23 protein-coding genes are annotated in these 25649 nt (G+C 55.7%); 11 read left to right on the top strand and 12 right to left on the bottom strand.

The window, feature by feature from the left end:
* Positions 1–20: 20 nt before the first annotated feature.
* Positions 21–1391 (top strand): adenylosuccinate lyase, encoded by a 1371-nt coding sequence (gene purB, locus E5C26_RS10210; RefSeq protein ID WP_135316190.1) that lies wholly within the window; start codon positions 21–23, stop codon positions 1389–1391.
* A 51-nt stretch (positions 1392–1442) separates the two neighbouring features.
* Here the strand turns inward: purB and E5C26_RS10205 are convergent, their stop codons facing one another.
* The 3 genes from E5C26_RS10205 to pdxR form a co-directional block, all read right to left on the bottom strand.
* Entirely contained in the window at positions 1443–2144 is a 702-nt protein-coding gene (locus E5C26_RS10205; protein ID WP_135316189.1) for a GNAT family N-acetyltransferase, read from the bottom strand.
* 20 nt (positions 2145–2164) lie between these two features.
* Positions 2165–2617, bottom strand: coding sequence for a GNAT family N-acetyltransferase (locus E5C26_RS10200; protein WP_135316188.1), 453 nt, complete (start codon positions 2615–2617; stop codon positions 2165–2167).
* A gap of 134 nt (positions 2618–2751) precedes the next feature.
* Positions 2752–4257, bottom strand: a complete 1506-nt coding sequence (gene pdxR, locus E5C26_RS10195) for a MocR-like pyridoxine biosynthesis transcription factor PdxR (RefSeq protein WP_135316187.1) — start codon at positions 4255–4257, stop codon at positions 2752–2754.
* Between the two features lie 291 nt (positions 4258–4548).
* On the opposite strand from pdxR, the gene E5C26_RS10190 reads away from it, so the two are divergent.
* The 6 genes from E5C26_RS10190 to E5C26_RS10165 all read left to right on the top strand — a co-directional run bounded on the left by E5C26_RS10190 (position 4549) and on the right by E5C26_RS10165 (position 12012).
* Positions 4549–5265, top strand: a complete 717-nt coding sequence (locus E5C26_RS10190) for a gluconate 2-dehydrogenase subunit 3 family protein (RefSeq protein ID WP_135316186.1) — start codon at positions 4549–4551, stop codon at positions 5263–5265.
* A complete protein-coding gene (locus E5C26_RS10185; protein ID WP_135316185.1) occupies positions 5266–7044 on the top strand; it encodes a GMC family oxidoreductase in 1779 nt (592 codons plus the stop codon).
* A gap of 18 nt (positions 7045–7062) precedes the next feature.
* Entirely contained in the window at positions 7063–8346 is a 1284-nt protein-coding gene (locus E5C26_RS10180; RefSeq protein ID WP_135316184.1) for a c-type cytochrome, read from the top strand.
* Positions 8347–8671: 325 nt separating this feature from the next.
* Positions 8672–9343, top strand: a complete 672-nt coding sequence (phoP, locus tag E5C26_RS10175; RefSeq protein ID WP_012006437.1) for a two-component system response regulator PhoP — start codon at positions 8672–8674, stop codon at positions 9341–9343.
* Between the two features lie 5 nt (positions 9344–9348).
* The gene (gene phoQ / locus E5C26_RS10170) at positions 9349–10806 is read left to right on the top strand and encodes a two-component system sensor histidine kinase PhoQ (protein ID WP_135316204.1); all 1458 of its coding nucleotides are present in this window, start codon (positions 9349–9351) and stop codon (positions 10804–10806) included.
* An 84-nt stretch (positions 10807–10890) separates the two neighbouring features.
* Entirely contained in the window at positions 10891–12012 is a 1122-nt protein-coding gene (locus E5C26_RS10165) for a ribosomal protein uL16 3-hydroxylase (RefSeq protein ID WP_135316183.1), read from the top strand.
* A gap of 198 nt (positions 12013–12210) precedes the next feature.
* Here the strand turns inward: E5C26_RS10165 and E5C26_RS10160 are convergent, their stop codons facing one another.
* The gene (locus tag E5C26_RS10160) at positions 12211–13299 is read right to left on the bottom strand and encodes a malate/lactate/ureidoglycolate dehydrogenase (RefSeq protein ID WP_135316182.1); all 1089 of its coding nucleotides are present in this window, start codon (positions 13297–13299) and stop codon (positions 12211–12213) included.
* An 85-nt stretch (positions 13300–13384) separates the two neighbouring features.
* On the bottom strand, positions 13385–14614 hold the full coding sequence (pepT, locus tag E5C26_RS10155; RefSeq protein ID WP_135316181.1) for a peptidase T: 1230 nt from the start codon (positions 14612–14614) through the stop codon (positions 13385–13387).
* Positions 14615–14721: 107 nt separating this feature from the next.
* Between pepT and E5C26_RS24885 the strand changes: the two genes are divergently transcribed.
* The 3 genes from E5C26_RS24885 to E5C26_RS10145 all read left to right on the top strand — a co-directional run bounded on the left by E5C26_RS24885 (position 14722) and on the right by E5C26_RS10145 (position 17947).
* The gene (locus tag E5C26_RS24885) at positions 14722–14847 is read left to right on the top strand and encodes a hypothetical protein (protein ID WP_260516242.1); all 126 of its coding nucleotides are present in this window, start codon (positions 14722–14724) and stop codon (positions 14845–14847) included.
* Positions 14848–14976: 129 nt separating this feature from the next.
* Positions 14977–16536 carry a PTS transporter subunit EIIC gene (locus E5C26_RS10150; RefSeq protein WP_135316180.1) on the top strand — a complete coding sequence of 520 codons (1560 nt, stop codon included), beginning with the start codon at positions 14977–14979 and terminating at the stop codon, positions 16534–16536.
* 25 nt (positions 16537–16561) lie between these two features.
* On the top strand, positions 16562–17947 hold the full coding sequence (locus E5C26_RS10145; protein ID WP_135316179.1) for a family 4 glycosyl hydrolase: 1386 nt from the start codon (positions 16562–16564) through the stop codon (positions 17945–17947).
* Between the two features lie 16 nt (positions 17948–17963).
* On the opposite strand, the gene E5C26_RS10140 is transcribed toward E5C26_RS10145, so the two are convergent.
* From E5C26_RS10140 to E5C26_RS10110, 7 genes are all read right to left on the bottom strand, one after another.
* Complete coding sequence (locus E5C26_RS10140) at positions 17964–18677, bottom strand: MurR/RpiR family transcriptional regulator (protein WP_017892496.1); 714 nt, start codon at positions 18675–18677, stop codon at positions 17964–17966.
* 112 nt (positions 18678–18789) lie between these two features.
* Positions 18790–19626 carry a Sir2 family NAD+-dependent deacetylase gene (cobB, locus tag E5C26_RS10135; RefSeq protein ID WP_135316178.1) on the bottom strand — a complete coding sequence of 279 codons (837 nt, stop codon included), beginning with the start codon at positions 19624–19626 and terminating at the stop codon, positions 18790–18792.
* 10 nt (positions 19627–19636) lie between these two features.
* Positions 19637–20557, bottom strand: coding sequence for an N-acetylglucosamine kinase (gene nagK / locus E5C26_RS10130; RefSeq protein ID WP_135316177.1), 921 nt, complete (start codon positions 20555–20557; stop codon positions 19637–19639).
* A gap of 55 nt (positions 20558–20612) precedes the next feature.
* Complete coding sequence (lolE, locus tag E5C26_RS10125; protein WP_135316176.1) at positions 20613–21860, bottom strand: lipoprotein-releasing ABC transporter permease subunit LolE; 1248 nt, start codon at positions 21858–21860, stop codon at positions 20613–20615.
* Positions 21860–22564 (bottom strand): lipoprotein-releasing ABC transporter ATP-binding protein LolD, encoded by a 705-nt coding sequence (gene lolD, locus E5C26_RS10120; protein ID WP_135316175.1) that lies wholly within the window; start codon positions 22562–22564, stop codon positions 21860–21862. The genes lolE and lolD overlap by 1 nt, the downstream gene beginning before the upstream one ends.
* Positions 22557–23759 (bottom strand): lipoprotein-releasing ABC transporter permease subunit LolC, encoded by a 1203-nt coding sequence (gene lolC, locus E5C26_RS10115; RefSeq protein WP_135316174.1) that lies wholly within the window; start codon positions 23757–23759, stop codon positions 22557–22559. The genes lolD and lolC overlap by 8 nt, the downstream gene beginning before the upstream one ends.
* Before the next feature lie 118 nt (positions 23760–23877).
* Positions 23878–24519 (bottom strand): helix-turn-helix transcriptional regulator, encoded by a 642-nt coding sequence (locus E5C26_RS10110; protein ID WP_135316173.1) that lies wholly within the window; start codon positions 24517–24519, stop codon positions 23878–23880.
* An 86-nt stretch (positions 24520–24605) separates the two neighbouring features.
* Between E5C26_RS10110 and E5C26_RS10105 the strand changes: the two genes are divergently transcribed.
* The gene (locus E5C26_RS10105; RefSeq protein WP_135316172.1) at positions 24606–25589 is read left to right on the top strand and encodes a threo-3-hydroxy-L-aspartate ammonia-lyase; all 984 of its coding nucleotides are present in this window, start codon (positions 24606–24608) and stop codon (positions 25587–25589) included.
* Positions 25590–25649: the final 60 nt, after the last annotated feature.

Genomic DNA, 25649 nt, shown 5'->3' with positions numbered 1-25649 from the left:
GATCCCAGGAGTTGCTACCGATGGAATTATCCTCACTGACCGCCGTTTCCCCCGTTGATGGACGCTACGGTGATAAAGTCAGCGCACTGCGCACCATTTTCAGCGAGTACGGTCTGCTGAAATTCCGTGTGCAGGTTGAAGTACGTTGGCTGCAAAAACTGGCCGCCTGCGCAGAAATCAGGGAAGTTCCGGCTTTTGACGCCGACGCAAACGCTTTCCTTGACAAGATCGTCGCAGAGTTCAGTGAAGAAGACGCGCAACGCATCAAGACTATCGAACGTACCACCAACCACGACGTGAAAGCGGTTGAGTATTTCCTGAAGGAAAAAGTGGAAGCGGTCCCTGCCCTGCAGGCGGTATCCGAGTTTATCCACTTTGCCTGTACCTCCGAAGACATCAACAACCTGTCGCACGCGCTGATGCTGCAAACGGCACGTCAAGACGTGGTGCTGCCGTACTGGCGTAAGATTATTGATTCGATCAAGGGCCTGGCGCTGGAATACCGCGATATCCCGCTGCTGTCCCGTACCCACGGTCAGCCGGCAACGCCATCCACCGTCGGTAAAGAATTCGCCAACGTCGCCTACCGTATGGAGCGCCAGTTCCGTCAGTTTGAGCGCGTGGAAATCATGGGTAAAATCAACGGTGCGGTCGGCAACTACAACGCCCACATCGTCGCTTACCCGGAAGTAGACTGGCATGTGTTCAGCGAAGAGTTCGTCACCTCGCTAGGCATCACCTGGAACCCGTACACCACCCAGATCGAGCCGCACGACTATATCGCCGAACTGTTTGACTGCGTGGCACGTTTCAACACCATCCTGATCGACTTCGACCGTGATATCTGGGGTTACATCGCCCTGAATCACTTCAAGCAGAAGACCATCGCCGGTGAAATCGGTTCTTCCACCATGCCGCACAAGGTTAACCCAATCGACTTCGAAAACTCTGAAGGCAACCTGGGTCTGTCTAACGCGGTGCTGGGCCATCTGGCCAGCAAACTGCCGGTGTCCCGCTGGCAGCGCGACCTGACCGACTCCACGGTGCTGCGTAATCTGGGCGTCGGCCTGGGTTATGCGTTGATCGCCTATCAGGCGACCATGAAAGGCATCAGCAAGCTGGAAGTGAACCAGGCGCACCTGCTGGATGAACTGGATCACAACTGGGAAGTGTTGGCCGAGCCGATCCAGACCGTGATGCGCCGTTACGGCATCGAAAAGCCGTATGAGAAGCTGAAAGAGCTGACCCGCGGCAAGCGTGTGGATGCCGCTGGTATGCAGGCGTTTATCGATGGTCTGGCACTGCCGGAAGAAGAGAAAACGCGTCTGAAAGCCATGACTCCGGCCAATTACATTGGCCGCGCGGCGACCATGGTCGATGAGCTGAAGTAACCGTTTTACGCTGAAAACAGAGAGGCGGCCTTTTGGCCGCCTCTTTTATTTCTACCCCATAAACGCTTGCAACCGTTGTTTCTGCTGCCCTTGAGCATTGAAGTTATCAGGATTTAGCCACTGTTCAAACCCGGCCTTGATGCTCGGCCAGCGGTCGGCGGTAATGGCAAACCAGTCGGTATCACGGCTACGGCCCTTGGTGACGACCGCATACCTGAAGGTCCCTTCATGGTTGAAGCCGAATCTCGCCGCCGCCTGTTTGGACGGGGCGTTAAGGCTGTCGCACTTCCATTCGCAGCGGCGATAACCCAAATCCTCAAACAGGTGCCGCAACATCAGATAAATCGCCTCGGTGGCGCTCGAGCGCTGCTTCATCGCCGGTGACCAATTGACATGACCAATCTCCGCCACACCGTTGCCTTCATCGATGCGCATATAGGCCACCGTGCCAACCTGGGCCTGATTGGCACGGTCAAATACCGTCAGGTTCACCAGGGTAGAGTTCGCCTGCAAGCTTGTCAGATGCTGCAACATGGCCGCAGGACTGTCCGGGCGCTCTATCGATAAATAGGTCCAGTCGCGCCCATCCGGAGCCTGCTGGCAGGCACGGAACAAAGCGGCGTGATCGCGCTGTGGTTCAAGCTGTTCCAGACGGCAAAAATGCCCGTTCAGGGTTTTGCCGCCGGGCCGCTTTACCGCCCGCCAATCGGCTAATGGCTCGCCCACCGGCTGGCCGAATTGATTGATCGCCATAACGCCTCCACGCCCTGCCGTTAACGTTCGTAAATAATAAACGAAGTTCTTTGACCTATTTTGTCGTACAAGGAACGGGCCGGAGCATTATATTCCTGCGTCGCCCAATAAACCCGATCGCTACCTTTTTCATTCGCTATTTGATAGGCCTGCTCAAATAATTTTTCAGATACTTTCTTGCCGCGTGCCAGCGGTGAAACATAGAGATCTTCAATATAGCAATAACCGACGGTGCTCCAGGTTGAAGGGTGGAATATCAGGTTCATTAACCCCAATAGCTTGCCGTCTTTATCTTCCGCCACCAGGCCATAAATCGCTGAACCTTCACATAAGCGTTCAAAGGTATGATGGGTAACCTGCTCTGAAATATCTGCCCGATAAAAATGAAGATACCCCTGCCAAAGATCCAACCATTGGGATTTATCACCACTGCGTAATTGACGAATTATCACTTCATTGTGTACTGGGAACATAGTGCCTCTCTGGTCTAAGCTGTTATTTCCAGAGGAGAAATAACTTAATGCCAGCAGGATACACCGACCCACGCGCACTGGGTACAGACCAATTGATAACAACGGGCAGACCAATTTTACTGAATTAGTCTTGTTCAGCCTGCGGCCGGAAGCGTACTGAAAATTGATGATAATCTTTTGATAAATTTAACTATCTCTTCTGGCGTGTAACCGGCAAAACCTAAAACAAGCGCCCCTTCGCGGGGTTGATGAGTATAAAAGTCAACCAGTCCGTGGACTTTTATCCCCTGCGCGGCGGCGGCCTGAAGCAACCGCTGTTCCGTTGCCGCATCCGCCAACGGGCAAACCAGCTGTAAGCCGCCTTGCGGCAATCCTGGCTGGGTCCAGTCAGCAAGATACTGATGCACTGCCGCATGCAGGATCTCCAGCCGGGCCTGATATATCTTGCGCATGTTTCTTAAATGTTCGGCATACAAGCCATCATTGATAAATTTGAATAGCGTCATTTGCGGTAACGCGGAGGTAAAACCATCCTGGAATTGTTTGGCGGCCACCATGGGTTTAATTAACTGCGGCGGAACAATCAGAAAACCAATGCGCAACCCTGGGAACAGGCTCTTGCTAAAAGTGCCGATATATAAAGTCCGTTGATATTGATCCAGCCCCTGCAACGCTGCGGTAGTCAGGCCGTTATAATTGAATTCAGAATCGTAATCATCTTCGAGGATCCAGGCTTTTTCACGCTGTGCCCATACCAACAATTTTAATCTTCGTTCAATGCTGAGGGAATGCCCCAGAGGATAATGGTGGGACGGCGTAATATAAACGCCACGTCCTCCCTCTTCGGTGTTTATTAACGCATCAATATCCATACCACAGGGATCCACCCCAATGGGCTGGGCAATGAGCCCCGCAGACTGAACCAGCTTTTTAGCCCCCTGATAGCCCGGTTCTTCAACAAATACCTTGTCGCCAGGATTAAATAACACCTGGGTACAGAGTGAGAGCGCCTGCTGGGAACTGGTCACCACAATCACCTGCTCCGCACCGGCCTTAACGCCCCTTTCCCGCCGCAGATAGTCAATGATTTCTTCCCTTAACGCCACCAGCCCCTGAGGATCGGCATAACCCAGCAGATGGGCGGCTCCTTGCCGCACCGCCTGCCTTTCCAGCTGCATCCAGCTATCGACAGGAAACAGCCGCAAATCCGGCAGTGAAGGTGCCAATGAGTCACTGAGGCGAGTATGCGGAACATGGGCGGCAATCAGCAAAGAGCGGCCGCGTGCACTCAATTCGCTTTCTGCCAACAGGGCATTATCGCTACCACCGACGGCCAACAGTTCACGACCAATCAGGGTGTCTTGCTGATAACTGACAAAGCTGCCACGTCCAACGGCACGGGCAATATAACCTTCCGCTTCCAGTTGGGCATAGGTCTGTTCGACGGTATCGCGTGAAACCGCCAATAGAGCCGCCAAAACCCGACTGGGCGGCAGTTTTGCCAGGTAGCTCAGCTCGCCCGCCGTCACCTGTTGTTTGAGCGTCAAATGCAGCGCGGCTTTGCGCGTCATGCCCTGCTGCAAATACCGACGAAAAGCAGCCTGTATTGCCTCTGATGCTGTGTACTGCTTGTGCTTCATGCGACTCCGGATCTGAGTTGTGCCGTGCCGCCTCGGACAAGCCGGTGGCGGAGATGTTGGTTAATTGATCTAAATCAATCTAGTTGTAAACAAAATGTTTTGAAACAGATCCCCGATTGTTTCATTCACGACGCCAGCTCTAAACTAATACAACCATACCAGTAGCTTGCTATTTATATGGTTTTCTACTTTTTAACCCGTCCCCACCCGTTTACCGCTGCCCGATAGCAGCGACGCAGGCCTGTATAGCCTGCGCGGGTATTTATTGTGAAGCATGTTCAAGGTGGAATTATGTCACAACAGCACAACTCTACGCCGCCCCGGCGTGACTTTCTAAAAAAGACCCTGGCGTTAATCCCACTGGCCGCCGCCGGTAGCAGCATTCTGGCTTTGGATGCCAGTGCAGCCACCGCTACCGGCGTAACAGAGCACTATGTCCCGGTCTATTTTAACGCCGACGAATGGCGTTTTCTGCTGGCGGCCTGCGATCGGCTGATCCCCACTGACGATAACGGCCCCGGTGCCGTCAGTCAGGGCGTGCCGGTATTTATCGATCGGCAGATGGAAGCCCCCTACGGCCACGGCGGCCTGTGGTATATGCACCCGCCGTTCGTGCCTTCCCCGCCGCAACTGGGCTATCAGTCCAAGCTGACGCCGCGCGAAACCTACCGAATCGGCATCCGCGCAGTCAATGCGCACTGCCAGCAACAGTTTCAAAAGGCGTTTGCCGATCTCGACCATGCCGAGCAGGAACAACTGCTGGCGGCGCTGGAGCACGGCCAGTTGGATTCTGAAGACCTGCCCGGCAAGGCGTTTTTCGACCAGCTGCTGACCAATACCAAAGAGGGCTATCTGGCCGATCCGGTGCATGGCGGCAACCAGACGTTGGCGTCATGGAAAATGATCGGTTTCCCCGGCGCGCGTGCGGATTACACCGACTGGGCCAATCGCCCCAATCAGCCTTATCCCCTCGGGCCGGTCAGTATCTCAAGCAAAAGGAATGCATAAATGAGCGCAATTAAAAAGCCACCGGTAGACGTGGTGATCGTCGGATTTGGCTGGACCGGCGCCATCATGGGGATGGAATTGACCGAAAGCGGTTTGAGCGTGCTGGCGCTGGAGCGTGGTGAGCAACGCGATACCTACCCGGACTTCGCTTATCCGCGCATTGCCGATGAACTGACCTACGGCATTCGCATGAAACTGATGCAGCCGATGGCCAACGAAACGGTGACCGTACGCCACACGCCGGCGGAATTTGCCGTGCCTTACCGTCAACTGGGTTCATTCTTGCCGGGGAACGGCGTCGGCGGCGCCGGCGTGCACTGGAACGGCATGCATTGGCGCGCCCTGCCCTCCGATTTGAAGCTGCACACCACCCTCAACGAAAAATACGGTGCCAAGTGGATCCCGGAAGGTATGACGCTGCAGGACTATCCGTTGAGTTATCAGGAGCTGGAACCCTATTTCGACAAGTTCGAAAAGGTCTGCGGCACCGCCGGCAAAGCCGGTAATCTGCGCGGACAAATCATTAAGGGCGGCAACCCGTTTGAAGGGGCGCGTAACAACGAGTATCCCACGCCATCGCTTAAGTCGCTTTATTCTGGCTCGCTGTTTGGTACCGCAGCCGAATCCTTGGGCTATCACCCATTCAATGTGCCTGCCGCCAACTGCTCAGTCCCTTACACCAATCCCTATGGCGTACAGCTCGGCCCGTGCAACTACTGCGGGTACTGCGAACGTTTTGGCTGCTTCATGTACTCCAAGGCATCGCCGCAAAGCACCATCCTGCCGGTACTGACACAGCGTAAAAACTTTGAGCTGCGTACTCAGTCGCAGGTGATCAAAGTGAATTTGGACAGCAGCGGCAAGAAAGCCACCGGCGTGACCTATATCAACGCCCAGGGACAAGAAGTGGAACAACCGGCCGATCTGGTGATCCTCAGCGCCTTCCAGCTACATAACGTCCGCCTGCTGTTGCTGTCCGGCATCGGTAAACCTTATAACCCGGTGACCGGCGAAGGCGTGGTCGGCAAAAATTACGCCTACCAGATGAACAGTGGTATTTCGCTGTTTTACGATAAGGATACCCATTTCAACCCGTTTATCGGCGCGGGTGCGGCCGGCATGGTGATCGACGATATGAACGGCGAAAACTTCGATCATAGCGGCCTGGGGTTTATCGGTGGTGCCTATATTTCCGCCACCCGCACCGGCGGCCGACCACTGCAACAAATGTCGCTGCCGCCGGGCACGCCTGGCTGGGGCAGCGGCTGGAAACAGGGTATCAAGGATAACTATCTGCACAGCATGAGCCTTGGCTCTGAAGGCTCGGTGATGCCGTACCGCGATTGCTATCTGGATTTGGATCCTACTTACAAGGACGGTTACGGCCTGCCGCTGTTGCGCATGACTTTTGACTGGAAAGACAACGAAATCAAAATGACCCAGCACATCACCAGCAAAATGGTGGATATCGCCAAGGTGATGAACCCCAAACAGATGTCGGTATCAGTGATGAAAGCCGGTGACCATTACGACGTACGACCTTACCAGTCGACCCACACCACCGGCGGTGCGATTACCGGCGACAATCCGGCCACCAGCGTGGTGAATAAATACCTGCAGTGCTGGGACGTGCCCAACGTGTTTGTCACCGGTGCCTGTGCCTTCCCACAGAATCTGGCCTATAACCCTACCGGCATCGTTGGCGCCTTGGCCTACTACTCGGCAGAGGCGATCCGCACCCAGTATCTGAAAAACCCCGGCCCCCTGGTTCAGGCCTGATAGCATAAGGAGCTTCATATGAAAGGACTTACCCCCTCGCTGCTGGCGCTGTTGATGCTGGGTGCCACCACGGTGCAAGCGGCCGAAGATCCGCAGTTGGCGGCCCGTCTGCAACACGGAGAATACCTGGCGCGCGCCGGTGATTGCGCCGCCTGCCATACCGGCCCCAGCGGTGTGCCTTTTGCCGGTGGCCTGAAAATGACCACTCCGGTGGGTGCCATTTACTCGACTAACATCACGCCGGACAAACAGACCGGTATTGGTGAATACAGTTTGCAGCAGTTCAGTGACGCCTTGCGTAAAGGTGTGGCACGTGACGGCACCCGGCTCTACCCGGCGATGCCCTATCCTTCGTTCGCCAAAATCAGTGATGGGGACATACGCGACCTGTACCTGTATTTCACCCGGCAGGTTAAGCCTGTGGTTCAGCAAAACAAGGACAGCGATATTCCCTGGCCGCTGAATATGCGCTGGCCGCTGGCCTTGTGGAATCTGGCCTTCCGGGAGGACGGCGCGTATCGCCCGGATGTGACACAAAGCCTCGACTGGAACCGCGGCGCCTATCTGGTGCAGGGGTTGGGTCACTGCGGTTCTTGCCACACGCCACGCGGTATCGGTTTCCAGGAAAAAGCGCTCAGCCAGAGCGATGATGCTTACCTCAGTGGCGGCACGCTGGAGGGCTGGCATGCGGCCAACCTGCACGCAGATAAGGTAAACGGCTTGGGGAGCTGGAGCAGCGAAGATATCACCCGCTTCCTGAAAACCGGCCATAACAACCGGCTTGCCGCATTCGGTTCGATGGTCGATGTCGTTCAGGACAGTACCCAGCACCTGAGCGATGCCGACTTACGCGCCATCGCCAGCTATTTACAGTCATTACCGGTCACCAACAAGCAGGAAAAACCGCTGCAAAAAGATGGCAGCACCGCCAACATGTTGTTAAACGGCAATCTCAGTCGCGCTGGCGCTCAAACCTATGTGGATAACTGCGCCGCCTGTCACCGCACCGATGGCCAAGGTTATCGCGACACCTTCCCACAGCTGGCACACAACCCGGCACTGTTAAGCGACGACCCGTCTTCGTTAATCAGCATTATCCTCAACGGTTCCCGCACGCCGGTGACCGTCGGTGCGCCGACCGGGCTGACCATGCCGGACTTTGGCTGGCGCCTGAACGACGAACAAATTGCCCAACTCGCCACCTTTGTGCGCAGTAGCTGGGGCAATAAGGCACCGGCGGTTACCGCCGACCAGGTGCAGGAGATCCGTAAAAACAGCGTCAACAAATCGACCCAGCCTTAACCTGCTCCAGGGGCCCAGACAATTGGGCCCCTGTCTTCTGCTCACAGCCCTTTCCGTTTAAGTTTGGTTTAACTTCTCGTCTGCATTGTTTATCCAGCGTTTATTGGACGCTGTCGATAATAACGGCGCACTAAAAATCGATAGCGCTTATTTCCTGCCAAGGCTCTGCGTCCCTTGCGGTAAATGCCGGTTATACCTACCATAACGTCAATATCACGATCGGATGGTTAAGGTTGTTGCACGCTATCCCTCACACGCTGCCGAGCGTGTTACCTTTACAGCGTGGGTGACAGGATGTTCACCCGCAGATCTACAGGAGTCCGCCATGCGAGTACTGGTTGTTGAAGATAATGGGTTATTGCGCCACCACCTCTCCGTACAGATGCGTGAAATGGGCCACCAGGTTGATGCGGCAGAAGATGCCAAGGAAGCCGATTATTTCCTGCAGGAGCATGCGCCGGATATCGCGATTGTCGATCTCGGCCTGCCGGGTGAAGACGGTCTGAGCCTGATCCGCCGCTGGCGTGCCCACCAAATGAAATTACCGATCCTGGTGCTGACCGCCCGTGAAAGCTGGCAAGACAAGGTAGCGGTGCTGGAAGCCGGTGCCGATGACTACGTCACCAAGCCGTTTCATTTGGAAGAAGTGATTGCCCGCATGCAGGCGTTGATGCGCCGTAACAGCGGCCTGGCTTCCCAGGTGATCGTCTTGCCGCCGTTCCAAATCGACCTTTCGCGCCGTGAGCTGAGCGTCAACGAACAGCAAATCAAACTGACCGCGTTTGAATACACCATTATCGAAACCTTAATCCGCAACGCCGGTAAAGTGGTCAGTAAAGACTCGCTGATGTTGCAGCTGTATCCGGATGCCGAACTGCGCGAAAGCCACACCATCGACGTACTGATGGGCCGTTTGCGTAAAAAGGTGCAGGCCGAATACCCACAGGAAGTGATCACCACAGTTCGTGGCCAGGGCTATCGTTTTGATGCGAAGTGAACATGATGTTCAACAAAGATAAAAAGCCGTTTTCACTACGCGCCCGCTTTTTGATGGCCACCGCTGGGGTGATCCTGGCGCTGTCGCTGTCTTATGGTCTGGTCGCCGTAGTGGGTTATATCGTCAGCTTCGACAAAACCGCCTTCCGCCTGCTGCGCGGTGAAAGCAACCTGTTCTTCAGCCTGGCTCAGTGGAAAGACAACAAACTCACCATCGCCATTCCGCCCGATATCGATCTCAACTTCCCTACCCTGGTGTTTATTTACGACGATAAAGGCAAGCTACTGTGGAGCCAGCGCCAGGTCCCGGAACTGGAAAAACGGATCAACAAAGAGTGGCTGGAAGAGTCCGGTTTCTACGAAATTGATACCGATACCCGTATCAGTAGCGAAGTCCTGGGTAACAACCCCAAGGCGCAGGATCAGCTCAAAGACTATGACGACAACGACCAGAATGCACTGACCCACTCGGTGGCGGTCAATACCTACGCGGCGACCGCAAGATTGCCGGCGCTAAGCATCGTGGTGGTCGACACTATCCCGCAAGAACTTCAGCGTTCAGACGTGGTGTGGGAATGGTTCAGCTATGTGTTGCTGGCCAACCTGCTGTTGGTGGTGCCTCTGCTGTGGTTGGCGGCCTATTGGAGCCTGCGACCGATCCAGGCGTTGGTGAATCAGGTCGGCGAGCTGGAAAACGGCGAACGAGAACAGCTCGATGAGAATCCCCCCAGCGAACTACGCGGGCTGGTACGCAATCTGAATATTCTGGTTCGCAACGAACGCCAGCGTTATACCAAGTATCGCACCACACTTTCCGATCTGACCCACAGTCTGAAAACCCCGTTGGCGGTGCTGCAAACCACATTGCGCTCACTGCGTACCGGCAAGCAAACCACCATCGAGGAAGTCGAGCCGATCATGCTGGAGCAGATCGGGCGTATCTCTCAGCAAATTGGCTATTACCTGCACCGCGCCAGCATCAACTCGGGGCAAACGGTGCTGACCCGCGAGATCCATTCGGTACCGGCCCTGTTGGACAGCCTGACGGTAGCGCTGAACAAGGTTTATCAGCGTAAAGGCGTGGTGATCACGCTGGATATCTCGCCGGAAGTGACCTTTATGGGGGAAAAAAACGACTTTATGGAAGTCATGGGCAACGTATTGGAAAACGCCTGCAAATACTGCCTGGAGTTCGTTGAGATCACCTCCCTCCACTCCGATAAATATCTCACTGTCGTCATCGACGACGACGGCCCGGGCATTCCGGAAAGCAAGCGCGAGTTGATCTTCCAGCGCGGCCAGCGGGTAGACACATTGCGCCCCGGTCAGGGGTTGGGATTATCGGTGGCGGCGGAGATTATCGAGCAGTACGACGGTTCCATTACCATCAGTGACAGTCCGCTGGGCGGGGCTCGTATGCAGGTCACTTTCGCTCGTCAGCACGACTCCCACCATAACGAGTAAATTCTGTTGTTCAGGCCCCGATCCACGGGGCCAAACTTCCGTTATAATCGCACTCAGGCTCACTCCTCTATCCTGGAATAGAACATGGATTATCAATTAGATCTGGACTGGAACGATTTTTTGCAACGTTATTGGCAAAAGCGTCCGGTGATTCTGAAGCGCGGCTTCAAAAACTTTATCGATCCGATCTCCCCGGATGAGCTGGCTGGGCTGGCGATGGAAAACGAAGTGGACAGCCGTTTGGTTAGCCACCAGGACGGCCGCTGGCAGGTGGCGCACGGTCCTTTCGAAAGTTTTGACCACCTTGGCGAGAACAACTGGTCGCTGCTGGTGCAGGCAGTCGATCACTGGCATGAGCCTTCCAGCGCACTGATGCGCCCGTTCCGCCCACTGTCGGACTGGCGGATGGACGATCTGATGATTTCGTTCTCGGTGCCGGGCGGCGGCGTTGGCCCGCATTTCGATCAGTACGACGTGTTTATCATTCAGGGTACCGGGCGTCGTCGCTGGCGCGTGGGCGAAAAAGTGCCGATGAAGCAGCACTGCCCGCACCCGGACCTGCTGCAGGTTGAACCTTTCGACGCCATTATCGATGAAGAAATGGAACCGGGCGATATTCTGTATATTCCACCGGGCTTCCCGCATGAAGGCTACGCGCTGGAAAACGCGCTGAATTACTCGGTGGGCTTCCGCGCGCCGAACGGGCGTGAACTGATTAGCGGCTTTGCCGACCACGTGCTGGCACGCGAGTTGGGCAGCAAACGTTACAGCGATCCGGATATTCAGTTACGTGAGCATCCGGCGCAAGTGCTGCCGCAGGAAGTCGACGCCCTGCGCCAAATGATGCTGGATCTGGTTGAGCAACCGGAACACTTCCAGCAGTGGTTCGGTGAGTTTATCTCCCAGACCCGCCACGAACTGGATGCCGCGCCGCCGGAGCCGCCTTACCAGGCCGGAGAAATATACGAACTGCTACAGCAGGGTGAGCCATTACAGCGTCTGGGTGGCCTGCGCGTACTGCGCGTGGGTGACCAGTGCTTTGTGAACGGCGAACTGATGGATACCGAGCATCTGCAGGCTGTCGATGCCCTGTGCCAGAACTTCAGCGTTAATGCTACCCAGTTGGGTGACGCGGTGGACGATCCGTCGTTCCTGGCGCTGCTGACCGCACTGATCAACAACGGCTACTGGTATTTTAAAGACTGAAACTATTCGAATAGAGATGCCTATCCAGACTGCTGATAAAAACCTTCATAAGGGCTAAACCTGTAGGGGTCGAACATGTTCGACCCGATTTAACCCATTGATTATGCTATAGGGCGCAGCATGCAGCGCCCCTACCATGAAACAGCGGGGCACTTTGTCTACGGCCTCAGCCACCCGCCCCCGGCGAGTGGCCTTTTTTTATGCTCGCAGCGCCTGCGTCAGGTAAATATCAAGTTCATCGTCCGGCATCCCCGCCTGCCTGGCTGCCGCACAAATCTGCTGCCAGGTATTGGCATCTATCGGGATCCCCTGCTGCAAGCGTTGCTCGCGATTCGCCTCTTCCCACTCCCCTGGCACCTCAATCGGTCGACCGTCACTTGGCGGTGAGGCTTTCACCCAGTCAATAAACGCCTCAGCCTCACTTTGCATCTCAGGCGCAGCAAAAGCCTCAGGGTTAAGGATAATGGTGGTCATACAGTTGAAAATGGCGTCGCTGTTGGATTTCAGCGTAGCGCTATGGGTCGTTCGCCCGCCCGACAGTGCGCCGCCGAGGATCTCGCACAGGGCAGCCAGCGCATAACCTTTATGTGCACCAAAGGGCAGCAACGAACCAAACGGCGGCTCGTGCATCACCTTGGGTTCGAGAGTAGGTTGTCCATGCTGGTCAATCAGATAGCCCGGCGCGACGCTCAAACCTTTGTTATAAGCCACGCGGGTTTTACCAAAAGCGATGCCACTGGTAGCGAAATCCAGCAGCAGCGGTTTTTTACCGGTACGGGGGAAAATAACGCAGAAGGGGTTGGTACCAAAGCGACGATCGCTGCCGCCGAACGGGGCTACCATAGGATCGCCCACGACATTGACGAAGTGAATGGAGATAAAACCGGCGCGTGCACATTGTTCAGCCCAGTGGCCAATACGACCGATGTGGTGCGAATTATTTAATGCCACCGCCGCCAGTCCCAGCTGACCGGCTCGTTCGATACCTTTCTCCATCGCCTCACTGGCGACCACCTGGCCGAAACCCTGACCACCGTCAATCGTCAGGACCGCACCGGCGTCGCGTACCACCTGGGCATGAACGTTAAGCTGTAAATGCCCCTGCGCCAGTGACGCCATATAGCTCGGGATCATGCCGACGCCGTGGGAGTCGTGCCCGGCCAGATTGGCCTGAACCAGATGCTCGGCCACTAATCCGGCCTCTCGCTCGCTACTGCCGGCATGACGCCAAATGGCCTGTACAAACTGCTCAAGGCATTGGCGATCGATACGGTGTTCAGTGTTCATGATAGGGCTCCTTGTGCTGAAAATATGTTCTACACTAGGAGCAAATCATTGTTGCGGCAAGCAATTATAATAATCACAACCGGGGCTATTTGGCGTGTTCTGCCGTTAGCGCAGCGATGCGCATAATCACGGCCACCGCCTGTTCCATCCCTTCAAGGGAAACAAACTCATGCTTGCAATGATAGTTATAGCCGCCGGTAAACAGATTCGGGCATGGCAGGCCACGAAACGATAACTGAGCGCCGTCGGTGCCGCCGCGGATCGGCTTCATCACAGGTTCAATATCGCAATCACGCATCGCCTGTTGCGCCAGCGCAATCACATGGGGGTGTTCTGCCACCTGTTCGCGCATGTTGTAGTAGCTGTCTTCAATCGTCACTTCGATATAACAATCCCGTGGCAGGCCTTTGCCCACCTGCTTGGCCACCTCAAACATCCGGCGCTTGCGGGCCTCAAAACCCTCACGCTCGAAATCACGCAGAATATAGTGCATCTCGGCACGCTCAACGCTGCCCTTGAGGCTGCTGAGATGATAAAAGCCCTGATAATCGGCCGTGGTTTCCGGGGTTTCATCCGCCGGTAACGCCTGCTGAATACGGGTTGCCAGTGACAGGGCATTCACCATCACCCCTTTAGCGCTCCCAGGGTGAACATTATTGCCGACAATTTTCACCGTCACCGACGCCGCATTGAAGTTCTCGCATTCCAGCTCGCCGACACCACCGCCATCTACGGTATAGGCCCACTCGGCGTCGAATTGTGCAACGTCAAAAAACCGTGCGCCCTTGCCCACTTCTTCGTCCGGCGTAAAGGCCACGCGAATATCACCGTGAGGGATTTTGCCCTGCTGCAAGCGCACCATAGCGGTCAGAATTTCGGCAATGCCTGCCTTGTCATCGGCACCTAGCAGCGTTTTGCCGTCGGTGGTGATCAACGTTTGCCCCAGCATCTGGTGCAGGATCGGGAACATCACCGGAGATAACACCTCATCGCCAATGCCCAATGCAATATCGCCGCCGCGGTAACTTTCGACGATCTGCGGGTTAACGTGTTTACCGGTAAAATCCGGTGAGGTATCCAGGTGAGAAATAAACCCGATGGCCGGTACGGGCCAGGCAACGTTGCCCGGTAAAGTGCCCATCACGCAGCCATGCTCGCTGAGCGACACCCGTTCAAACCCCAGTTCAATCATTTCTTGCTGCAACGCGCGCGCCAGCTTCATTTGCCCGTCGGTACTCGGCACATGTTTGACGTTCGCTTTGGATTGCGTGTCGAATGAGACGTAGTTAAAAAAACGATCTAGTAGTTTATCCATGGTATCCGCCCTCAGAATATCGCGTTTCATTATGCGGAACCGATCCGGATCAAATATTGCGACAGGTCATTTTTAGCCAGATTTAACGGAAATCATTAAACCTTGTGATGATTTTCCGCATTGCCCAGGTCGCCATACCCGAAGTTATCGCCAGCCACGGCTTCTGTTGTGTGATCCTCTTCACGACTGGCACCGGTTGTCAGCCACTGACCACCGGTGCCTATTTCCGCTGACTAATTGCATCACCGAATCTTTCCTCCTATAACTTAGCCAAGGCAGAGTTTGCCCCTTTCTTTTTTCGCCATCCCAGGGAGCTTTATCGTCAACGTCGTTATCCATTAAAATATAAAAAAGGAACTGACATGAAAGGTATTATCGATAATATCTTAAGCAAGCTGCAGCTTTTTTCCAAAGCCATGATGGGGCCGATATTCTTTTTGCCGGTTATTGGTTTAATCCTGGCATTAAGTTCTATTCTTACCAACGCCACCTTGGTAAATGAAAATTCCGGGATTTTCCATGTAGGGAAAATGCTCGGCGATACCTTCTGGCCATTATTTGGTAATCTTGGGTTGATATTCTGTATCGGTATTACCTATGGATTAGCCAGGGATAAAAAGAGCGAGGCCGCATTGGTGGCGGTAATGTGCTTTATCATGTTCCTCGGCGCCAACTCGTCTTATCTGCAGCTTAGTGGCCACGTAGCGCAAAAAATCAACGGCGAATTCTATGGCACCGGACAGACCGAACTGCTGGGTTTCACCGTGGTGGATATGGGCATATTTCTCGGCCTGGTCCTCGGCATCACTATTGCCTGGGTACATAACCGTTTGTGCAACGTTGAACTGAACGGCGTGCTATCAGTTTATGGCGGTTCCAAACTGGTGCTGATCGCCATGACGCCGGTGATTGTGCTGTATGCCATCGCCTTCAGCTATCTGTGGCCGGCTATCTCACACGGCCTGATCTCGCTGACCGGCTTTATGAAAAGCTCAGGTTCGCTTGGCGTATTCGTTTACGGTTTCTTCGAGAAATTCCTTATTCCCACCGGGCTGCATCACTTTATCTGGTCCCCGTTCCAGCTCACCAGCATCGGCGGTTCGATCGTGCAGGATGGCCACACCGTTTCTGGCTCACAGGCGATTTTCCTGGCCTATATGCGTGACCCGAGTATCTCGCCGTTGATGAATGAAGCATTACGCTTCTCGCAGCAGGGTATGGTGACCATTTTTGGTCTGTCAGGCGCGGCGCTGGCTTTTTATCACACCGCCAAACCGGAAAAGAAAATGCTGGCCAAGGCTATCCTGATCCCGGCCATCACCACCTCGATTCTGGTGGGTATCACCGAACCGATCGAGTTCACCTTCCTGTTTATTTCGCCGCTGCTGTGGGTGATCCATGCGGTGCTGACGGCGCTGTCGCAGGTCGCCTGCAACCTGTTCGAAGTGCGGCCCTGGGGCGCCAGCGGCCTGATTGAGTTCCTGGTGTATAACCTGCCATTGCCGGTGGCCCTCACCCGCTGGCCACTGTACGTGGTGATCGGCCTGATTCAGTTCGCCGTCTATTACCTGGTGTTCAAAACGCTGGTGCTGAAGCTTAATTTGAAAACGCCGGGCCGCGAGGATGACGACGAGGTCAAACTCTATTCCAAACTGGAGTATCAAAATAGTAAAAATACGCCTAATGAATTGAGTGGGATCATTATTCGCGCGCTGGGTGGCAAAGACAACATTATTTCCGTCGACAACTGTTTCACCCGGCTCAGGGTTGAATTAAAAGACATGCAACGGGTAGATGAAGCGGCATTAAAAAGTACCGGTGCCAAAGGCGTGGTGAAAAACAGACGCGAGGTGCAGGTTATTTATGGTGTCACCGTTGGCAAGGTAAAAAACCAGGTAGAGAAATATTTAGCAGCACTCTGACATTTATTAGTTTGGGAGATATTAAATGAAATTAACCGTTCTGGGCGGCGGCGGCGTGCGTTCGCCGTTCCTGGCCAAATCCATTGCCTACAACGCCCACCGTATCGGCGTCACTGAAGTGGTGTTTATGGACACCGATCAACATAAACTGGCCGTATACGGCGCCATCGCTCAGGGGGTATTCCAGCGTATTCGCAGCGATATCGCCTTCAGCCTGACCAGCGATCCGCATCAGGCACTGAGCGGCGCAGACTATATCATTACCACCCTGCGTATCGGCGGCGAAGAAGGCCGTATTTATGATGAACGCATCGCGCTCGACCATCAGGTTCTGGGGCAGGAAACCACCGGTGCCGGCGGCTTCGCCATGGCAATGCGTTCAATCCCGGCGATTATCGATTACTGCCGAATGATCGAACAGCTGTCGTCGCCAGACGCAGTGCTATTCAACTTCACCAACCCTTCCGGCATGGTGACCGAAGCTATCATCAAGTCAGGCTTTAAGCGTCAGGTGTACGGCATCTGCGACGCGCCCAGCGAGTTTATTCGCGAACTGGCCGAGCTGTTGGGGTGCCGCGAGAGTGAATTGAGTATCGACTGCTTTGGCCTGAACCACCTGTCCTGGTTCCGCAATGCCAGGGTCAACGGCGAACCGGTAACCGAACGGTTGCTGGCGGACCCACGTCTGTATCGCGACACCTGCATGAAATACTTCTCACCCGAGCTGGTCGAACTCTCCGATAACCTGATGCTCAACGAGTATCTGTATTACTACTACTACCGTGAACAAGCGATCGCCGCTATCGTCAGCGCCGGTGAAACCCGCGGCGAGCAAATTGCGCAGATCAACCGGCAGATGTTGGCAGACCTGGCCGAGCTGGACATCCCGAACCAACTGGATAAAGCCTTCAGCCTCTATTTCAGCCATTATCTGACGCGCGAAAACTCGTACATGCAGCGCGAGTCCAGCCAGGGCAAGGTGAAAGAGCGCGCCATGCTGACGCTGCAACAGTTTATCGAACAACCGGACAGCGGCGGCTACGCCGGCGTAGCGATCGACATTCTGGAGGCGGTGAACAGTGGCCAGCAAAAACGCGTGGTGGTGTCGATGCAAAACAACGACACGCTGGACTTCCTGCATCCTGAGGACGTGATTGAAATCAGCTGTGAACTGAGCAGTGCGGGCATTCACCCGGTGAAAATGCGTGATATTCCCGATACGCAAAAAAACCTGATCGCTCGGGTGAAAGAGTACGAAAGGCTGGCAGTAGAAGCGATTCTGGAAGGTAACCGTAAAAAGGCCATCAAAGCTTTGATGGTGCACCCGCTGGTGAATTCCTATTCGCTGGCGAAAACCCTGGTGGAGGAGTACCTGCAGGCCCATCGGCAATATGCCAAACACTGGCGTTAATCCCGGCGGCGCGGCCTCAGCGGCTGCGCCGTTCAAACCAGGCTTTGATCAGGTTTTCAAACCCCAGCAAACAGTGACCAAAGAACGGGTTGGGATAATAGATATCGTGGTCATACTTCTGCCGATCTTCATAGATAAAACTCATATCAGCCTGCTGCGCCAGCGGGCTGTCACCGTCGCCACAGAACGCCGCCAGCCGGATATCGTTACGCTTCACCGCCTCGCTCCAGTTCAATGCCGAACCACTATTGCCCGATTTTGAAATCACGATCACCATATTGAAACGAAAACGCGTCTCCCGATCGAGAATATCGAAGTCCGGCCACAGCGACAGATAGCTGTCGATGCCCAGAGTCATAAACTTGTTGTACATGTACTGCGCCACCAGCTGCGAGAAACCGCTACCGTGGATCAGAATTTTGCCCTCGTCGAGCAGATCGAGGAACTGCGCCTGCTGCTGCACGCTAACTGCCACGGGTGCCGACTTTTCAGCCAGATAGGCCGGCGCCATGGCCAGATTGAATTTGATAAAATACACCAGCTCCAGATAGCCGCGAAATCCCAACTTTTTGGCCAGCCGCACAACCGTTGACGGCGAGCTATAACAACGGGCGGACAGCGCACGAATACCCTCGTCGATGCAGGCATCGGGGTTATCGAGAATACAGTTGAGAATAGCCAGATCCGTTTTGCTCAGATCCGCCTGGCTGAATACCTGTTTGAAGTTCACCGTCACCCCGTTGGCGCTATTATGACGAAAGAAGCTGGGTATTTTCTGGCTGGACAACCCGTGAAGCGGCGGGTGTAACCCCAGGGGAAAAAACTTTCCCCTGGGGTCAAACTTATGGCTGGTCCGCTCGTGCTACCTTGCCGACCAAAAATTTATGCACAAATCGTGGTACCACCGCACTGGCAGGGCCGTAGTGTTTTTCATCAAACTGGCTCTCCACCTGGCTGGGTTCCAGATTCAGTTCCATGGTATGCGCCCCGCCCAACCGGGCTTCATGCACAAAACCGGCGGCCGGATAAACGTGGCCAGAGGTACCGATGGCAACGAAAAAGTCGGCTTTGGTCAAGGCCTGGTAGATTTCATCCATACCCAGTGGCATTTCGCCGAACCACACGATGTGCGGCCGCAGCGGTGCCGGGAACTGGCAGCAATGGCAGCGATCGTCGACGCTGAGATCTTCCGGCCAGTCAAACACCTGCCCGGAACTGGTGCAGCGCACTTTCAGCAATTCACCGTGCATATGCAGCACCCGGGTGCTACCGGCACGTTCGTGCAAGTTGTCGATATTCTGCGTCACCAGCAGGAAGTTATCCCCCAGCCAGGCTTCCAGATCCGCCAGGGCACGGTGTGCGGCGTTCGGCACAATTTCCGCCGACTGCAGCTGGCGGCGACGCTCATTGTAAAACGCCTGCACCAACTGCGGATCGCGCTGGTAGCCTTCCGGTGTGGCAACGTCTTCCACCCGGTGCTCTTCCCACAGCCCGTCGGCAGCGCGGAAGGTGCGAATACCCGACTCTGCCGAAATCCCGGCCCCGGTCAACACCACGACAAACGGCTTTTTCAGCTCGGCCGCCGCCATGGTATCGCGATGAAAAATCCGCGAACGAAAGCGCTGATGCAGCACATGCTTACTCTTGCGAAACTGACACAGCCGATGGCGAGTGTGCATTGCTTTCTCCTTATTTTTCCCTATTAACCAAATTGAGGAACGCGGCTCCGCGCACCCCGCCAGCGTCCCCGTAGCGCGCCTTTTCGATCCGTGGCAACTTGGCCACGCGCAACAGATGTGCCGGTAAACGCTGCGGCAACGCCTGATAGATGGCTTCAAAATTCGACAACCCGCCGCCAATCACCACCAGGTGGGGATCGATGATGGTCAGCAAATTGCCCAGACATATCGCCAGCACGTCCATAAAACGTTCGACGTGAGCCACGGCCTGCGGCTCGCCCGACTGATAATGCGCAATGATCTGCTGCGCAGGCAAGTGCTGCTGGTAAAAGTGGGCGTACATCCACTCAAAACCGCGGCCAGAAATGTAATTTTCGATGCAACCCTGATGACCGCAGCCACAGGGAACGCGAGGTATGTCACGCCCCAGCACCTCAAGGGCATCGACCGGCAGGCGGAAGTGGCCGAACTCGCCGGCGATATAATTACGCCCGGAAACCACCTTGCCATCAACGATCAAGCCGCCGCCAACTCCGGTGCCAAGAATGATGCCCAATACGGTGGGATAGTGACGGAACTCTTCGTCCCAGGCCTCCGACAGCGCAAAGCAGTTGGCATCATTATCAATGCGCACTTCACGACCAATCAATTCAGCCAGGTCATGCGGCAACTTCTGCCCCATCGCCGCCGGCACGTTGGCTGTGAATACGGTGCCGTCGTCATCGTTGGGCAACCCCGGAATGCCGATACCGACCATGCCCTTCTGGCCGCAGAACGCATCTGCTTCAAAGGTCAGGTCGCGCAGCGTCGTCAGCAGTTGCTGATAATCTTCACGCGGCGTCGGCACCCTTTTTTGCCAAATGCGCTGCAGGTCTGCGTCGAATACGCCCAGCTCAATCTTGGTGCCGCCCATATCGAAACCGTAGTACATAACCCACCCTCAGGCTAAAAAAATGGGGCGGCATCTCTGCCTCCCCTGATTTTGATTATTGTCCGCTCAACACTCGTGCCGGATCGATACGGCTGGCGCGCCTGGCCGGATACCAGCTAGCCAACAGGCTGAGTACCAGCGCGGTCACCAATACAATCACCACGTCCAGCCAGTGCAACTCGGAAGGCAGGAAGTCGATGAAGTAAATATCTCCCGACAGGAATGAGTGCCCCATCAGCTTTTCCAACCCTTTGATGATATTGGTCAGCTGCAGCGAGGCGATCACCCCGACCACCACACCGCTGACGCTGCCCACCAGCCCGGCCAACAGGCCGTACCAAATAAATATGGCGCGGATAAACCCGTCTTTGGCACCCAGGGTGCGCAGCACGGCGATATCACCGCTCTTGTCCTTCACCGCCATCACCAGCGTAGAAACGATATTAAAGCAGGCAACCCCGATCACCAGCACCATCGCCAGATACATGATGGCGCGGATCATCTGGATATCGCGGTACATATAACCGTAGGTGCCAATCCAGCTCTTGATGTAAACGTAGGAGTTGGTGACCTCGCCGGCGTCACGCACCAGCTTGTTGGCGGCAAATACGTCGTTCACCTTGATGGCAATGCCGGTCACGCTGTCACCCATATCCAGATACTGCTGGGCATCGGCCAACGGCACCATCGCCAGGCTGTGATCGAGCTGGCCGCTGAGTTGCAAAATACCGGTCACGTGCAGACGAATACGTTTCGGTTGCAACAGCTTCATTTGCGGATCGCTGTTGGGGATCATCACCGTCACATAGCTGCCCTGCTTGACGCCAAGGGCATCGGCAACCCCTTTACCGAGGATCACCTGTTGCTCACCGCTTTTGAAGTTGACCCAGGCGTCGCCCTGCACATATTTCGGCAGCGCGCTGAGCTGGTTTTCCTGCTGTGGGTCAACCCCTTTGACGCCAACCGCACGCAGCTGCGCGCCATTTTCCATCAGGCCGGTAAAGTTGATATAAGGGGCGGCAGCCACAATGCCGGGCACCTTTTCCACCCGTTGCAGAATCGACGACCAGTCTTTGAATGGCTGTTTCACCGGTTCGATTTCACCGTGTGGCACCACCGCCAGAATGCGGTTTTTCAGTTCGCGCTCAAAACCGTTCATGGCACTCAGGCCGACGATCAGCACCGCCACGCCCAGCGCAATACCAATAGTGGAAATCACCGAGATCAGTGACACCATACCGCCACGCTTGCGCCCACGGCTGAAACGCAGGGCCGTCAGAAAGGAAAGTGACGCGCCTGCCATTACTCAGCCCCCAACAGAGTCAACTGGGCCTGCAAATGGCCGTCAGCCATTTCCAACTGGCGACTGAGACGCTTGGCCAATTGCAGGTCATGGGTCACCACCAGGAACGCGGTGCCCTGGCGCACATTCAGTTCACCGAGCAGATCAAAGATGCTGTCGGCGGTGCGTTTGTCCAGGTTGCCGGTGGGTTCATCCGCCAACACCAGCGACGGATTATTCACCAGTGCGCGGGCAATCGCCACGCGCTGACGTTCACCGCCGGACAGTTCTGAAGGCCGGTGCTTGCTGCGTTTTTCCAGCCCGACCGCCGTCAGCATTTCCAGTGCCTTTTCCTGTGCCTGCGCCGGTTTCATCCCGCCAATCAACAGTGGCATGGCGGCGTTTTCCAGTGCGGTAAAGTCCGGCAACAGGTGGTGGAACTGATAGATAAAACCAAGCTGGCGGTTGCGCAGTTCGGCCTTGGCCGCCGAGGACAGCGTATTGAGCGACTGGCCCTTGTAAATCACCTCGCCGGAGGTCGGTGAATCCAGCCCGCCCAACAGGTGCAACAGAGTACTTTTCCCGGAACCCGAGCTGCCGACAATCGCCATCATCTCGCCCGGCTGCATGGCAAAGCTGACATTACGCAGTACGTCGGTATGCAGGTTGCCTTCCTGATACGTCTTGCACAGGTTGTCGCACTGCAACAAAAGATGGTTACTCATAACGTAAAGCCTCAGCGGGTTGTACGGCGGCAGCGCGCCATGAAGGGTAAAGCGTGGACAACAGGGAAACCGCCATCGCCGCTACGGCAATGACCGTCACCTGCAGCGGATCAACCGCCACCGGCAGCGATGCGCCGTCAATCAATGCGCCGAGGATCGGCATCAGGTTATTCAGATTGCTGGCCAGCAGCACCCCCAGCAGCGTGCCGAGCAGCGAACCGATAATACCGGCGCTGGCCCCCTGCACCATAAACACCGCCATTACCTGTCGACGTGTCAGGCCCTGGGTCTGCAAAATAGCCACTTCGCCCTGCTTTTCCATTACCAGCAGGCCAAGGGAAGTAATAATGTTAAATGCCGCCACCGCCACGATCAGGCTAAGCAACAGCCCCATCATGTTCTTCTCCATACGCACCGCCTGGAACAGCTCGCCCTTGCGTTCGCGCCAGTCTTTCCATTCGGTACCCTGCGGCAATTTCTGCTGGCTGAGGGTATCTACCGTCAGCGGTTGCTGCAGGAACAGACGCCAACCGGTGATATTACCCGCCGGATAGCGCAGCAGGCGCGAAGCGTCCTGCTGATTGACCAGCATCTGGGTACCGTCGACTTCACTATTGGCATGGAAGGTGCCAATCACGGTAAACAGGCGCTGGATCGGAATGCGGCCCATCGGCGTGAACTGGCTGGCGCTCGGCACCATCACCCGCAGCGGATCGCCACGTTTAACGCCCAGTTGCCCGGCTAACTGTTCGCCGATGATGATGTTGTATTGGCCCGGCTGCAGCTGTTGCTGTTTGACGTTCACCAGAAACGGCGTCAGCGGATCGGCTTCGTCCGGGTTCACCCCCAGCATCACCCCCACCGCTACGCTGCGGGCGCTTTGCAGCACCACATCACCGGTAGTCAAAGGCGCAACGCGGCTGACACCCTGCAAGCCCTGCACCGCCGATGCCGGGAGCTGTTGAGGATTGATTGACCCCTGCGGGCTGGTAATCAACGCCTGCGGCATCAGGCCGAGGATATTGTTCTCCAGATCCTTTTCAAAACCGTTCATCACCGACAAGACGGTAACCAACGCCATCACCCCCAGCGTAATGCCGATGGTGGAAAGCCAGGAAACAAACCGCCCGAAGCGGTCTGAAGCCCGCCCGCGCATGTAACGCAGGCCAATGAATAACGCGACAGGTTGATACATGAAATCCGTTTTGTTGCCGTAGCTTAAGCGAAAGTGATCAAGGATAATAAAGGCTATACCCCGTTTAGGGAACCACCCTGACGCCTTTTATTCCGCCGATCGCGCTAACGGCAGCACGTCACCCGGCGTCACGCTTTAACAGGTTGTAAACCGACACCCGCGAAATACCCAAGGCTTCCGCCGCCATGGTGGCCGCGCCGCGCAGTTGCAGATAGCCCTGCTGCTTTAACAGTTGGAGAGCCTGAAAACGTTGCTCGGAAGAGAGCGCGCGCGGAACGGTGGCATGCGAAGCAGCAAAGTTGTTGATCACCGAGGCGATGTCCGACAGCGAGCGCACACCTTCGTCAACCGGCTGCGGCGTACTCTGCACCACGGCGGTTAACTGCTGCAAAATAGCGGTGGCACTGTTGAAAATCGAGACATCCAGATTAAGACAAATCGCGGCCACAAAAACGCCCTGACTGTTGCGCAAACCTATTGAAGTGCTCTTGGCCGGGCGGCCGTCCGGGAAGGCATTGGCATAGTTTTGCACCACGTCAGGAAAATCCGGCGAGGCAATACGCTCCAGCCCCATTTCGCTGGCGGCGTCGCCAATCTTGCGGTTAGACAGATTATTGGCGATGGCGACGATAGCACTCCCCGGTTGGGTTAAATCGTGCAATACCACTTCGCAACTGGGGGCAAACATGGCGCCCAGCGCCTGGACAATTTTTTCCGCTTCGCGCAGTAACAGCGCATTTTCTTGCTTGACATCGCTCATCAACTTAACCATTTGACAATAACTTAACAAAGGGTAAATTAAAATTTTCGGGTAATCAATCAACCTTTCACCAGCGCGAGGTCGCCATGAGTTCAACGCCCCACTGTATCACCGCCGCCGATATCTCTACCGCCGCAGAAATCCTGGCCGGACATGCCATCCGCACGCCGGTCATGACCTCGCAGCAGGCCGACAGCCTCACCGGCGCGCAACTTTTCTTTAAATGCGAGAATTTCCAGCGCGTCGGCGCCTTCAAGTTTCGCGGCGCATACAATTCGATTGCTCAATTGAGTGATGCGCAGCGCAAGGCCGGGGTGATTGCCTTTTCCTCCGGCAACCACGCGCAGGCCATAGCGCTGGCGGCACGGGAGCTGGGGGTTAACGTCACCATAGTGATGCCGCACGACGCCCCAGCCGCCAAATTGGCGGCAACGCGCGGTTACGGTGCCAAGGTGGTGATTTATCAGCGCCACAGCGAAGATCGCGCAGCCATTACTCAACGGCTGGCGGCCGAACAGGGTCTGACGATGATCCCCCCTTACGATTACCCGCAGGTGATCGCCGGCCAGGGCACGGCCACCAAAGAACTGATTGAGGAAGTCGGCCCTTTGGATGTATTGCTGGTCTGCACCGGCGGCGGTGGCTTGCTGGCCGGCAGCGCGGTCGCCGCGCACCACTGGTCGCCGGGTTGTAGGGTGTTCGGCGTGGAGCCACAGGCGGGCAACGACGTGCAGCAGGCATTTCGCAGCGGCCTGCCGGTACAGATCCCACTGCCGGAAACCATCGCCGACGGCGCGCAAACTCAACAGGTGGGTGCGCTGACCTTCCCAATCATTCAGCAGTACGTCGAGGATATCCTGACGGTCAGCGACCCGCAGTTATGCCGGCAGATGCGCTTCTTTATGGAGCGGATGAAAATGGTGGTCGAGCCGACCGGTTGCCTGGCTGCCGCGGCGGCGATGAATTCGTTGCTCGATTTGCGCGGCAAAAAGGTCGGGGTGATCGTCAGCGGCGGCAACGTTGACGTCGATAAAATCGCCGGCTATCTCACCATGGCGGCGCAGGAATAACGCCATCAAGAGGTTAAACATACGCCAATAGACCGCCGCATCGCGCTTTTACCTGTGTCA

The sequence above is a fragment of the Serratia proteamaculans genome (assembly GCF_004684015.1).
Taxonomy (GTDB): domain Bacteria; phylum Pseudomonadota; class Gammaproteobacteria; order Enterobacterales; family Enterobacteriaceae; genus Serratia; species Serratia proteamaculans_F.
The sequence above is the reverse complement of the archived record's forward strand: the minus strand, read 5'-3'. Positions and strand labels throughout refer to the sequence as shown.